10 protein-coding genes and 3 pseudogenes are annotated in these 12,501 nt (G+C 71.9%); 3 read left to right on the forward strand and 10 right to left on the reverse strand.

The genetic code is table 11. The annotated features are described in order from the left end of the window. Positions 1-100 precede the first annotated feature (100 nt). The 4 genes and pseudogenes from ACZ66Z_RS30840 to ACZ66Z_RS30855 all read right to left on the reverse strand — a co-directional run. Positions 101-614 (reverse strand): annotated as a pseudogene (locus ACZ66Z_RS30840) (LuxR C-terminal-related transcriptional regulator); the annotation flags it as partial. Then, positions 533-1,405: a sensor histidine kinase gene (locus tag ACZ66Z_RS30845; protein ID WP_469938746.1), complete on the reverse strand. Its 873-nt coding sequence runs from the start codon at positions 1,403-1,405 to the stop codon at positions 533-535. The gene ACZ66Z_RS30845 and the pseudogene ACZ66Z_RS30840, both read right to left, overlap by 82 nt. A gap of 13 nt (positions 1,406-1,418) precedes the next feature. Next, a pseudogene (locus tag ACZ66Z_RS30850) lies at positions 1,419-2,120 on the reverse strand (ABC transporter permease); the annotation flags it as partial. Continuing rightward, positions 2,029-2,292: pseudogene (locus ACZ66Z_RS30855) on the reverse strand (ABC transporter ATP-binding protein); the annotation flags it as partial. The pseudogenes ACZ66Z_RS30850 and ACZ66Z_RS30855, both read right to left, overlap by 92 nt. Before the next feature lie 202 nt (positions 2,293-2,494). Between ACZ66Z_RS30855 and ACZ66Z_RS30860 the strand changes: the two are divergent. Continuing rightward, entirely contained in the window at positions 2,495-3,082 is a 588-nt protein-coding gene (locus tag ACZ66Z_RS30860) for a GNAT family N-acetyltransferase (RefSeq protein WP_469938748.1), read from the forward strand. A 6-nt stretch (positions 3,083-3,088) separates the two neighbouring features. Here the strand turns inward: ACZ66Z_RS30860 and ACZ66Z_RS30865 are convergent, their stop codons facing one another. The 6 genes from ACZ66Z_RS30865 to ACZ66Z_RS30890 all read right to left on the reverse strand — a co-directional run bounded on the left by ACZ66Z_RS30865 (position 3,089) and on the right by ACZ66Z_RS30890 (position 10,166). Next, positions 3,089-4,630 carry a P-loop NTPase family protein gene (locus ACZ66Z_RS30865; RefSeq protein WP_469938750.1) on the reverse strand — a complete coding sequence of 514 codons (1,542 nt, stop codon included), beginning with the start codon at positions 4,628-4,630 and terminating at the stop codon, positions 3,089-3,091. Beyond that, positions 4,631-6,025, reverse strand: a complete 1,395-nt coding sequence (locus ACZ66Z_RS30870; RefSeq protein WP_469938752.1) for an ATP-binding protein — start codon at positions 6,023-6,025, stop codon at positions 4,631-4,633. Between the two features lie 20 nt (positions 6,026-6,045). After that, on the reverse strand, positions 6,046-7,599 hold the full coding sequence (locus ACZ66Z_RS30875; protein WP_469938754.1) for an SCO6880 family protein: 1,554 nt from the start codon (positions 7,597-7,599) through the stop codon (positions 6,046-6,048). Continuing rightward, positions 7,596-8,924 carry a hypothetical protein gene (locus ACZ66Z_RS30880; RefSeq protein ID WP_469938756.1) on the reverse strand — a complete coding sequence of 443 codons (1,329 nt, stop codon included), beginning with the start codon at positions 8,922-8,924 and terminating at the stop codon, positions 7,596-7,598. Before ACZ66Z_RS30880 ends, ACZ66Z_RS30875 begins: the two co-directional genes overlap by 4 nt. Beyond that, positions 8,914-9,759, reverse strand: coding sequence for a DUF8175 domain-containg protein (locus ACZ66Z_RS30885; RefSeq protein ID WP_469938758.1), 846 nt, complete (start codon positions 9,757-9,759; stop codon positions 8,914-8,916). Before ACZ66Z_RS30885 ends, ACZ66Z_RS30880 begins: the two co-directional genes overlap by 11 nt. 98 nt (positions 9,760-9,857) lie before the next feature. Further along, a complete protein-coding gene (locus ACZ66Z_RS30890; RefSeq protein WP_024757447.1) occupies positions 9,858-10,166 on the reverse strand; it encodes a hypothetical protein in 309 nt (102 codons plus the stop codon). A gap of 333 nt (positions 10,167-10,499) precedes the next feature. On the opposite strand from ACZ66Z_RS30890, the gene ACZ66Z_RS30895 reads away from it, so the two are divergent. Continuing rightward, positions 10,500-11,531: a C40 family peptidase gene (locus ACZ66Z_RS30895; protein ID WP_469938759.1), complete on the forward strand. Its 1,032-nt coding sequence runs from the start codon at positions 10,500-10,502 to the stop codon at positions 11,529-11,531. Between the two features lie 223 nt (positions 11,532-11,754). Continuing rightward, positions 11,755-12,471 (forward strand): phosphatase PAP2 family protein, encoded by a 717-nt coding sequence (locus ACZ66Z_RS30900; protein WP_469938761.1) that lies wholly within the window; start codon positions 11,755-11,757, stop codon positions 12,469-12,471. Positions 12,472-12,501: the final 30 nt, after the last annotated feature.

Raw genomic sequence — 12,501 nt, forward strand, 5'->3', positions numbered from 1 at the left:
GGGGGGACCCTGTGGGAGAGTAGGACACCGCCGAACAATTTTTAGCCTCAACCCCCGGACTCCGTCCGGGGGTTGAGGCATTTTTGCGTTCTGGGCCAATTCAGGCCGGAGCGACCAGATGGGTGTCGTAGGCCAGGATGACCGCCTGGATCCGGGGTCCCGGGCGCCGGTCTTGGCGAGGATGCGGCCCACGTGGATCTTGACCGTGGATTCCGCCAGGTGGAGGCGTTCCGCAATCTCTGTGTGGCTCCAGCCCTTTCCGATGGCCGTGAGGATTTCGCGTTCCCGGTCGGTGAGGGAAGCGAGACGGGGTCCTCGGGAGGTGGGGATGCCGTCGGAGACGGCGGCAGGTGGTGGATGGAGGCGTCCAGGAGGCGGCGGGTGAGGCTCGGGGCGACGACCGCGTCGCCGGCTGCCACCGCGCGGATGCCCGCGAGGAGTTCCTCCGGCTCGGCGTCCTTCACCAGGAAGCCGCTCGCGCCGGCGCGGAGGCCGTCGTCCGCGTACTCGTCGAGGTCGAAGGTCGTGACGATCAGGATCCGGCTCCGGGCACCGGTGGCGATGACGCGGCGGGTGGCCTCGATGCCGTCCAGAGCGGACATCCGGATGTCCATGGGGTGTGGGCGAGGGGCACCCGCGCCTTCGCTCCTGCGCCCGCGTGTTTCAGGGTGTTCGTCAGGGCTTCCTGGACGACGCGGTAGACCGTCAGTTGGGCTCCTGGGGGGAGCCGTCGCGCGGTCGGGTCGTCGTGGGTCTCGAACCGTACCGGCAGGCCTGCCTTGCGTACGCCGGTGATCAGGGCGTCGAGGTCGGCCAGGGTGGGTTGGGGGTCGCGGGCCGCGGTCTCCTCGTCGTCGCGCAGGACGACGAGGAGACCGCGGAGTTCGGCGAGGGCCTGGCGGCTCGTGGTGCCGATCGCTTCGAGGGCCTGGGCGGCGCGTTCCGGGTTCCTGGCCGCCGCGTAGCGGCCGCCGTCCGCCAGGCCGGTGATGACGGACAGGTTGTGGCCGAAGATGTCGTGCATCTCACGGGCGATGCGGGTGCGTTCGGCGGCCGCCGCGAGCCGGACCTCCTGGAGGAAGGCTCCCGAGCCGTCGCTGACCAGCGTCGCGCCGGCCATCACGGCCAGGACGGCCGTGGGGTGGCGTCGGCGCCGGTGGAGCGGTAGGACGAGGGCCAGGGACAGGGTGACCACGAGCCAGGTGGGGACGGACGGGTCGCGGGCGGTGTTCCGCCACCCGCCGACCGCGTCCACGAGGGCCGCGGTCGTCCAGAGGAGGGTCACCGCGGTGTCCCACGCCCAGGGGCGGGCCGTGGCGAAGGCCCGTGCGCGGGTGAGGAGGCGTTGGGCGTGTCTGCTCGGGCCCGTCGTCGCGGGCGGCTGCGGTGTCTCCTCGGTGGTCACGCCGTCATCACCCTCATGCGTCCCGGTGCGTGAGCAACAGCGCGGGGACGGCGAGCGCCGCGGCCGCCCACAGGAGCAGGGCCAGGAGGGCCGCGCCGGGCGGGGCCGTGTCCGGGAGCGGGCTCGCGGAGCCGAGGGCGCCGGCCGCCTGCGTGGGTGGGGAAGTACCGGGCGACGGTGTCCCTCACCTCGTACGGGAGCGTCCCGAGGATCTCCGGGAGGATCAGGATCCCGCCGACGAAGGCGCCGATCGCGCCCGGCACCGAGCGGAGGGCGGCGTCGAGGCCGAGGGCGATCAGGCCCAGGAGGGTGACGCCGGCGGCGTTGCCGGCGAGGGCGGCGAGGACGCCGTCGTCGGTGAGGAGGGAGACCGTGAAGACGGTGGCGTGTAGATCGCGGCCTTCGCCCACAGGACCGGGGTGCGGCTCGGGGCGGCGGTGAGGGTCGCGCGGATCATGCCCGTCGCGTACTCGCCGGCGGTGACGAGGATGCCGAGGATGGCGAGGGCGATGCCGCCGAGCCGGGAGCCGTACCGGGTGAGGACGACGGTGTCGACGTCGGAGTCGCCGCCGCCGGAGGTGTAGGTGGCGCCCATGAGGACGCCGACGCCGAGGAGGAGCGCGGCGGAGGCGGTCCGCCTCCGGGGTGACGACCTTGACGCTCGTGCCGCCCGAGGCGCGGACGAGTTCGTCGGCGGTGGTGTCGGCGAGGAGGCGGCCCTTGCCGATGACGATCAGGTGGTCGGCGGTGAGGGCCGTCTCGCTCATGAGGTGGGAGGAGACGAGGACGGTGCGGCCCTCCGCCGCCAGGTCCTTCAGGAGCGTGCGGATCCGGAGGACGCCTTCCGGGTCGAGGCCGTTGACCGGATCGTCGAGGAAGCCGGTGGCGGAGCCGGGGCGGGCGGTGAAGCCGAGGTCCTGGACGACGGTGGTGTCCCCGTACCGCTTGGTGAGGTTCTCTGCTCGGATCACGCCTTCGACGCCAGGGAGCGGGCGGCGGCCGGGCGTCGTACCCGGGTACGGCGGTCGGCGTGCGTGCTCTCGGGAAATCGCCTTGTCAAGGGGTGCGGGGCTCGCCAGGATCGGCGGCATGGACTATTCGATACGCACCGTCCGCGCCGACGAGTGGGAGAAGACCCGCGAGATCCGGCTGGCGGCCCTCCGTGACCCGATCGCCCACCTGGCGTTCCTCGACACGTACGAGGCGGCCGTCGAGCGGCCCGACTCCTTCTGGAAGGAGCGGGCGGAGGGCGCGTCCGAGAGCGGTGACGGGAAGGTGCGGCAGTTCGTGGCCGAGGCCCCGGACGGCAGTTGGGCGGGCACGATCTCGCTGCTGGTGGAGCGGCCGTCGGACGAGGTGCGGTTCGGGGAGGCGGCGAAGGTCGACCAGACGCACATCGTCGGCGTCTACGTGCGTCCCGAGGCGCGTGGGACCGGTGTGATCGACGCGCTGTTCCAGGCGGGGGTGGAGTGGTCCTGGGCGCTGCCGGAGCCGGAGGTCGCGCGGGTGCGGTTGTACGTGCACGAGGGGAACGGGCGGGCCGCGGCGTTCTATCGGCGGTTCGGGTTCGTGGCGACGGGGGACGTGGTGGCGGTGCCGGGGGGTGACGGGGCGATGGAGGTGGAGTACGAGGTGGTGCGGCCTTCGTCCGGTGCGGGTCGGGGCGCGGGAGCCTAGGCGCGGCTAGGGGCGCCGTTCCGTCGTGCCCACCCGTTCCGCCCCGGCGGAAGGACTGCCCACGACGGAGTCCGGCCAGCGGGATCTCGCCTGTTGTTCGGAGCGCATCAGGGCCAGGGTCGGGAGGCCCTGGGTGTGGCCCGTGGCGAGGAGGTCCGGGAGCTGGGGGAGCGGGGCCACGGCGGCGACGTCGTCGAGGACGAGGGTCAGTGGTGGGTCGAGCCGACCGTCGGATGACCGTGCGGCCATGCGGCGGCCGTGCTCGACCACGTCTGCGGCGAGGGCCGTGAGGAGCGGCATCGCGCCGGGGTGGGTGCGGGGATCCTCGATCGCCTCGCCCACCACGTAGAGCGTGCCCCCTTCGGCGAGGAAAGATGCGAGTGCCAGCGAATCAGTTCGATTCGGTACGCATGCCTCCCTGATGTGGATCGAGGAGAGGGCCGCGAGCGCACGTGCCGTCAGTTCCTGTGCCAGACGGCGGCTTTCGGGGTGGGCGGTGAGCGCCGACTCCAGGAGGCCCGCCAGGCCCGAGGCGGCCTTCGGGTGGCTGCGGAGGATGCGTACGGGCTCGTGGGCGCCCGCGCCCTGCGCCCAGCGGTGGACCTGTCGGAAGGGCCGGCCGTCGACGGCGGCGGCGTGCAGCCAGCAGCGCAGGAGCGTCTCGGCGGTGTCGGCGGTGGCCGCGTCGAGGCGGGAGTGCGGGCGTACGGGGGCGAGCAGGGCGATCGCGCGTTCCTGCGCCACCGCCGGGTCCTCGCAGCGTTCGGACGGTGACCAGTGGAGCCGGGCGGGGGTGTCGCAGAGGTGGCCGGGGTCGTGCACCAGGACGGGGCCGAGTTTGCCGCGCGCGTCCTTGGTGGCGGACCAGACGGCGGGGTCGGAGGTGACGGCCAGGACCGGGCCCTCGGCGTCCAGGATCGCCTGCACGGCGGCCGGGCGGCGGGTCTCCCGGGGGGCGTAGACGGTGCGGGGGGCGGCTATGGGGGCAGGGGCGGTGGCGGGTTCGATCGCTGGTGCTGGTGCTGGTGCTGGTGCTGGTGCTGGTGCTGGTGCTGGTGCCGGTGCCGCCGTTGCTGTCGGTGTCGGTGTCGGCTTCAGCTTTGGGGGGAGTTCCTCCGTCGGGCGGCGCGGGGCCGGGGGCGCGGCGGGCTCCTCCCGTACCCCTACGGGCGTCCCCTCGTACGTGCCCGCCTTGCGCTTCGCGCGGACCGCGCGCCAGCGGGCCAGGGTGCCGAGGACGAAGACGGCGAGGACCATCAGGATCATCGCCTCGCCGATCACCAGGCCCCAGAAGAGGCCGTGTCCCGACAGCTGGTCCGGCGGGGTCGCCGGCCAGGCCGCCGGGAGGTCGGTCGGGGCGGTCGCCAGGGAGCGCAGGGCCGACGGGGTGCCCGTGAAGGCGACTCCCCGCGGCCAGGCTCCGTGGGCGAAGAGGCCGGCGAGGCCGGTCGCCGTCCACACCAGGACCGTGAGGCCGAGGAGGAGGGCGAACAGGCTGAGGAGCAGCCCGTCGGAGATCCCTCCGCCTCCCTTCCGCGCCTGTTCCATCTATGCCACCGTCGACTGCGAAGTGCCGTTCATCTGCTGCTCGACGAGCATCGCCCGCTGCTCCGTCTCCCACTCCAGTTCCGGGTCCGCGACGGAGGACTCCGTCATGGCGCGGTCGGTGTAGACGAGCGGGCGTTCCTTCTCGGTGATGAGGTGCTTGACCACCTGCACGTTGCCGTTGACGTCCCAGACCGCGATGCCGGGGGTGAGGGTCGGGATGATCTCGACCGCCCAGCGGGGCAGGCCCAGGACGCGGCCCGTGTTGCGTGCCTCGTCGGCCTTCTGGGCGTAGATGGTCCGGGTGGAGGCCATCTTGAGGATGGCCGCGGCCTCCTTCGCCGCCGCTCCGTCGACCACGTCGGAGAGGTGGTGGACGACCGCGACGAAGGACAGGCCGAGACGGCGGCCGAACTTCAGGAGCCGCTGGAACAGCTGCGCCACGAAGGGGCTGTTGATGATGTGCCAGGCCTCCTCGACCAGGAAGATGCGCTTCTTCCGGTCGGGGCGGATCCAGGTGTGTTCCAGCCAGACGCCGACGATCGCCATGAGGATCGGCATGGCGATGGAGTTGCGGTCGATGTGGGAGAGGTCGAAGACGATGAGCGGGGCGTCCAGGTCGATGCCGACCGTGGTCGGGCCGTCGAACATGCCGCGCAGGTCGCCGTCGACGAGGCGGTCGAGGACGAGGGCGACGTCCAGGCCCCAGGCCCGCACGTCGTCTATGTCGACGTTCATCGACTCGGCCGATTCGGCCTCCGGGTGGCGCAGGCGCTCGACGATGTCGGTGAGGATCGGCTGCCGGTCGGTGGTGTGCTCGGTGACGTGGGCGTGGGCGACCTTGAGCGCGAAGCCGGAGCGCTCGTCGAGGCCGTGGCCCATCGCCACCTCGATGATCGTGCGGAGCAGCGCGAGCTGGCCCGTGGTGGTGATCGAGGGGTCGAGGGGGTTGAGGCGGATTCCGGCGTCGTTGGCGACCATCGGGTCCAGGCGGATGGGGGTTATCCCCAGCTCCTGGGCGATGAGGTTCCATTCGCCGACGCCGTCCTCGCCCTGGGCGTCGAGGACGACGACCTGCCGGTCGCGGAAGCGGAGCTGGCGGAGCACGTACGTCTTCTCCAGGGCCGACTTGCCGTTGCCGGACTCGCCGAGGACCAGCCAGTGCGGGGCGGGGAGCTGCTGCCCGTACAGCTGGAAGGGGTCGTAGATGTAGCCCTTCCCGCTGTAGACCTCGCGGCCGATGATGACGCCGGAGTCGCCGAGGCCCGGCGCGGCGGTCGGCAGGTAGACGGCCTGGGCCTGCCCGGTGGAGGTGCGGACGGGCAGACGGGTCGTCTCGACCTTCCCGAAGAGGAAGGAGGTGAAGGCTTCGGTGAGGACGGACAGCGGATCTCGCATGGGTCTGTGCCCCTTCGGCCCTAGCGGCGGATGCCGGTCGCGAACGGCAAGGTGTTCACAAAGGCCCGGTGGTGCTCGCGGTCGCACCACTCCAGCTTCAGGTACGACTTGCCGGCGGAGGCCCTGATCGTGCGCTTGTCCCGGGCGAGGGCCTCGGGCGAACGCGACGACACCGTGATGTACCCGACGAGGTTCACTCCTGCCGCGCCGCTGGCGAGATCTTCACCCCGCTGGTCGAGTCGTCCGTGGGCGGCGATGTCGCGCGGGTCGACCGTGCGGTTCATCTTGGCGGCGCGGCTGGCGTCGGCCTCGTCGTTGGTCTTCTCGGTGAGCATGCGCTCGATGGCGACCTCGGTGGGCTCCAGGTCCATGGTGACGGCGACCGTGCGGATGACGTCGGGGGTGTGGACGAGGAGCGGGGCGAGGAAGTTGACGCCGACCGGGGTCATCGGCCACTCCTTCACCCAGGCGGTGGCGTGGCACCAGGGGGCGCGGGTGGAGGACTCGCGGGTCTTGGCCTGGAGGTAGGTCGGTTCCATCGCGTCGAGTTCGGCGGGCCAGGCGTTCCGCTTCGTCATGGCCTGGATGTGGTCGATGGGGTGGTCCGGGTCGTACATGGAGTGCACGAGGGAGGCGAGGCGGGACTGTCCGAGGGGCTGGCGGACGCGGATGTCGGCCTCGGCGAGGCGGGCGCAGATGTCGGTGAGTTCGCGGGCCATGACGACGGCGAGGCCGGCGTCGCGGTCGAGCTTGCGGGCGCCGGAGGCGTGGCGGGCGGCGCGGGCCATGGCGTTGGCCTCGGCGGCGAGCTCGCGGGTGTAGTGCATGCAGGCGACGAGGTAGGCGCGGTGCTGCTCGCTGGAGGTGGAGACCATCGACTGGAGCTGGTCGTAGGACTCCTGGAGCCACGCGGGCGCGTGCGGGTCGCCGCGCTGGCCGACGTCCTTGGCGTGGGCGTCGGGGTCGGCGGGGAGCGTGCGGGCGAGCATCTGGAGGCGGGTCACGAAGCCGTCGCCGTTGGCGACGTGCTTGAGGAGGGTGCCGAAGCGGTCGACCAGGGCTTCCTGGTCCTCGCTGTCGCGCAGGCCGACGCCGGGGCCCTCGATCTCGATGGCGGCGGTGACGGTGCGGCGGTCGGCGTGCAGCAGGACGGCGATCTCGTCGGGGCCGAAGGGGGCGGCGAGCCAGCCGACGTTGCCGATGCCGGGGGGCGGGCCGACCTCGACCTCGCGGCCGTCGAGGCGGGTGCCGGCCTCGTGGGCGACGGAACGGTAGGTCGTGCCGCGCTTGAGCATCCGCTTGTAGCTGCGGTTGATCTCGAACCACTTGTAGAAGGTGCGGTGCTTGTACGGGAGGTACACGGCGGCGATCGCGAGCATGGGCAGGCCCGCGAGGAGGGCGATCCGCAGGGGGAGGAGGGGGACGAGGAGTCCGCTCATCATGCCGAGGAAGGCGCCGACGATGATCAGGGCGATCTCGCCGGTCTCGCGGTTCTTGCCGACGATCGCGTTCGGCCGGGCACGGCCGACGAGATACGTGCGGCGGGGCGTGACCGGCTGGGACTGGGTCGTCAACGCCCTGCACCTCCTGAGTTCTTGCGGTTGCTGTGCGGGGTGCCCGCGGTGGGGCTGCTGCTACGGGGCGGGGGCGTCGCGCCGCCGGTGCCTCCGGTGCCGCCGCCTCCGCCGCGGCTGCTGTGCGCGGCCATGCCGCCGGAGACGGGGTTGGCGGGGCGGGGGGCGGAGCCCTGGGACTGGCCTCCGCCGCTGTCGCGGGTGCTGTGGGTCTTGATGCCCTGGGAGACGAGGGACGCGGGGGAGGAGATGACGGCCGCGGCCGCGTTCTCGCCGGCGCGGTGGAGGCGGTTGTCGCGGGAGGCGGCGATCTCGTCGCCGAAGCCGGGGACGAAGCGGTAGATCATCGCGGAGGCGAAGATGGCCAGCAGGATGATCGAGAGGCCGGAGACGACGGCGGAGACCGAGTCGGGGCCGGTGCCGGAGGAGAGCGCGCCGGCCAGGCCGAGGACGATCACGATGACCGGTTTGACCAGGATGATCGCGATCATGATGCCGGCCCAGCGGCGGACGTGGCCCCACATGTTCTTGTCGACGAGGCCGGAGTAGACGACGACGCCGAGGAGGGCGCCGACGTACAGCAGGACGGCGCGGAGGAACAGCTCCAGGTAGAGGACGCCGGCGGCGAGGACGGTCACCAGGGACACGATGATCAGCATGATGGGGCCGCCACCGATGCTGTCGCCCTTCTGGAGGGCCTCCTTGAAGCTGCCGAAGAAGATGTCGGTCTGTTTGCCGGTTCCGGAGGCGATGACCTCGGTGATGGCGTCGGTGGCGTTGACGACGGTGTAGAGGATCAGGGGCGTGAACGCGGAGGCGAGGACCGTCAGCCAGAGGAAGCCGATGGCTTCCGAGAGGGCCGTGGTGAGGGGGACGCCGCGGACGGCCCGCTTGGCGACGGCGAGGAGCCAGAGGAGGAGGGTGAGGAAGGTGGCGGCGGCGAAGACGATCGCGTAGCGGCCGAGGAACTGCATGTTGGTGAAGTCGACGTCGGCGGTCGCCTTGACGGCCTTGGAGAGCTCGTCGACGACCTTGATGGCGGCGTCGGCGAAGCCGCGGGAGAGGGAGGTGAGGGGGTCGAGGGCGGTGGTGGGGTCGGTTGCGGGGGTCTTGTCGGCGCCGCCGGTTCCGGCGCGGCCGTTCTCGCAGTAGTCCCGTGCGGGGCCGCGGATGAGGTCGCAGGGGTTGTTGCTGCCGCTCGGGCCGGGGCTGGGAGTGGGCGTGGGGGCGGCGAGGGCGCGGCCGGCGAAGAGCACGGCGGCCGTCTGTGCCGCGCCGAGCGCAGCGGCGATCCTGGTGCCGCGCGGGAGGCGCTTACCGGGCATAGGTGAAGCCTCCGAACTGACCGACCGCGTCGCTCATCTCTTCCGCCGTGGACGCCCGCTGGTCCCGGCCGACGGGCACCGGGCCGTCCTTCTGGTCGAACCCGGTGACCTTCCAGTCGCCGTCGACCCACTGCAGCTCGTACGAGCCGGTGTACCAGGCCTCGGAGACGGGGTTCTTGGAACCCTCGCCGGCCATGCCGAAGAGGGAGGAGTACCAGACCGCCACCGTGGCCTTGTCGTCCGTGTAGTCGTCGACCTTCGATCCCACGGGGACGATGCGGGAGATGAACGTCATGCCCTGCGGGGCGGAGCCGTCGTCCTGGAGTCCGATCCGGCTGAGGAACCCCTTGTCGGCGTAGACCTTGTCGAGGTCGTCCTGGCGGGCGGCGACCACGGCGGGCGCGTACACGGCGTGCACGATCTCGTTCCGTGTCGCGGTGTTGAACATCTCCGCCGACCCCAGCGCCACCGCGTAGTTCGTCGCCGCGCTCTGGGCGCCCTGGTCGTCGTGGGTGTAGCCGGTGGGGATCGCGCCGTTCTTGCCGGTGACCGGGCGGACGCCCGTCGCGGCGGTGGGGGCGGCCTTGCCCGGGGTGCCGGAGCGGGGTCCGGCACCGTCCGCGTCCGCCGGTTCGCCGCCGCCGCGGTTGGCGAAGGCGATCGCGGCGATGAGGAGGACCACCACGCCCACGACCGTGATGAGGGATCGGGAACTGCGGACGGGGCGGCGGGCGCCGCCGTAGACGTCGCCGCCGTTGCCCTCGGGCAGGCGGGTCCGGGTCTGGCCCGAGCCGCCCACGCCGCCGAAGCTGTCGTGCTCGTCGCCGGGACTCATGCCGGGTGCGCCCCCTCACTCGTTCGCGGGTACGGCCGTGCTTCAACATGACTGGGCATCAGGGAACGCATTCTCAGGAAGGTCGGTCCGACGGGAGATCAGACGGCCATCCCGTACACGATGGTGAACAGCGTCCCCAGCGATCCGATGATGAAGACGCCGGTCAGGCCGGCGACGATCAGGCCCTTGCCCTGCTCCGCGCTGAACGTGTCCCGGAGGGCGGTCGCGCCGATGCGCTGCTTGGCCGCTCCCCAGATGGCGATGCCGAGGCAGAGCAGGATGGCCACGGCCATCACGACCTCGATCATCACCTTGGCCTCGTTGCCCAGGCTCCCGAAAGGTCCCCAGTTGGGGGCGATTCCACCGATGATGGTGGTGATGTCGCCCTTTTCGGCCGCCAGGTACATATAACTCACCGCCCCTGTTGGGTACTTGTGCGCCCCTGCCGGACGGCATGGGTCATCGCCCTATCTTCGCTGATGAAACCGCCCACGTGCGACGGCTTGGCGGCTCTCTTTACCCGATCCCCGCACACTTGACCGGTCTGACCGTCTTGACCTGCGGTGGTGTGACCGGTTTCCATGCGAAGAAGCGTATGGTCACTCTGTGTATCACGGAGAGTGACTCCGGGCAATGATTGTCGTTGTTGCACTCTTGGGGCGGCGTCAGGCGCCATCCCCCCGGGGCGCCCCGACGCCTAGACTGACCGCCCGGGCGTACTGCCATGAACCGAGGGGTGGTTGACGGTGCGTAGGGCTGGCAAGGCGTGGCTGTGGGCCGGTGGGGGGCTGGGGGTCTGTCTCGGCCTCGTCGCGCTGCTCGTCGTCGGCACGTACTCCGCGGCGGCCGGCATCGCCGGCGGAGCGGGCGCCAGGAACGGTGCCGTCGCCCTCGCCAAGGGGGCCGTTCCCGCCCTCTACCAGGGGCTCGTGCAGCGGTGGGGGAACCTCTGCCCCGCCATCAACCCGGCGCTGCTCGCCGCCCAGCTGTACCAGGAGAGCGGCTGGAACCCGCGGGCCGTCTCCCCGGCCGACGCCCGGGGCATCGCCCAGTTCATCCCCGGCACCTGGGCCGGGCACGGCATCGACGGGGACGGGGACGGGGACCGGGACATCTGGGACCCGCAGGACGCGATCCCGTCCGCCGCCTCGTACGACTGCGAACTCGCCGGCTACGTGAAGGACGTCCCCGGGGACCCGGCGAGCAACATGCTGGCCGCGTACAACGCGGGTGCGTACCGGGTCATCAGGCACGGCGGGGTGCCGCCCATCAGCGAGACGCAGAACTACGTCCGCATCATCCGGTCCCTGGAGAAGAGCTTCGCCCGGCCGGTGGGCCGCGTCGCGCCCTCGCAGCAGGCCGCCGCCGCCATCCACTACGCGCAGCAGAAGCTGGGCACCCCGTACCTCTGGGGCGGTACGGGCACGGCCGCGGAGAACGGGCGCTTCGACTGCTCCGGGCTCACCCAGGCCGCGTACGACGGCGTCGGCGTGCGGCTGCCGCGCGTCGCCAACGACCAGTACAACGCCGGGCCGCACCCGAGCCGGGACGAGCTGCTCCCGGGCGACCTGGTGTTCTTCTCGGACGACCTGACCAACTCCCGGGCCATCCGGCACGTCGGCATCTACGTCGGCGGCGGCTACATGATCGACGCCCCGCGCACCGGGGCCGTGATCCGCTTCGACCGGATCGACACCCCGGACTACTTCGGCGCCACCCGGGTCACCCAGGAGGGCGCGGCGGCGCTGCCCACCCGTCTTCCGCGGGCCTGAGGGGAGCAGACGGGCCGTCGGACGGGCTTCGGGGCGTATCGGGCATGGCCGGAACTCTCCGTCATGCCCGGGCCCTGGGCTGCGGCGGGCCGTCACTCTTCGATAACGTCGGCATGATCCACCGGAGAGAGCGGAACGTACGCCTCAGGCGGTTCGTTCCCTGATCCGACCGCTCTGACCACGGGGGTTGGAAACCAGACACGAGAGCAAGGGGCCGCAGCAGATGGCTGGACTCGCATCGGACGGCTCGAACCCCGATGTCGGCCTGCTCTACGACATCAACGGACTGGCCAGGGCCGCTCCGCCGTGGTTCGACCGCGTCATGGAGTTCGTCGGCGAGTACGGGATCGTGCTCGCCACGGTCCTCGTCGTGCTCTGGTGCTGGTGGAGCGTCCGCCGGCGCGGCACCCCCGCCGACTCCGTCTCGGCCGTCGCCGGGCTCGTGTGGGCCCCGCTGGCGGCCGGCATCGCCCTCCTGGTCAACGTCCCCATCCGCGGCTTCGTCGAGCGCCCCAGACCCTTCAGGGACCACCAGGGCCTGGAGGTCCTCGTCGACGGGAAGACCGACTTCTCCTTCGTCAGCGACCACGCCACGCTGACGATGGCGCTCGGCGTCGGAATCTTCGTCGCCCACCGCCGCTTCGGCCTCGCCGCCCTCGGCCTCGCCCTCGCGGAGGGCTTCGTCCGGGTCTACATGGGCGTCCACTACCCGACCGACGTGATCGGCGGCTTCGCCCTCGGCACGGCCGTGGCGCTGCTCCTCGCCCCGGTCGCGCTCGCCCTGCTGACGCCCGTCGTCTCCGCCGTCGCCCGCTCCGGCCGCGGCGCCCGGCTCGTCCGCTCCCGCCGGGTCGACGCGGCGCGCCGCCCCGAGGCCGTCGGCATCCCCGAGCCCCGGCTCGGCGGCCCCGCCGCCGGTCAGAGCGACCTCGCGGCCTAGGGCCTGTCGTCACCTTCCCGTCTGCCCCGC

The organism is Streptomyces sp. NPDC107498 (genome assembly GCF_055582805.1).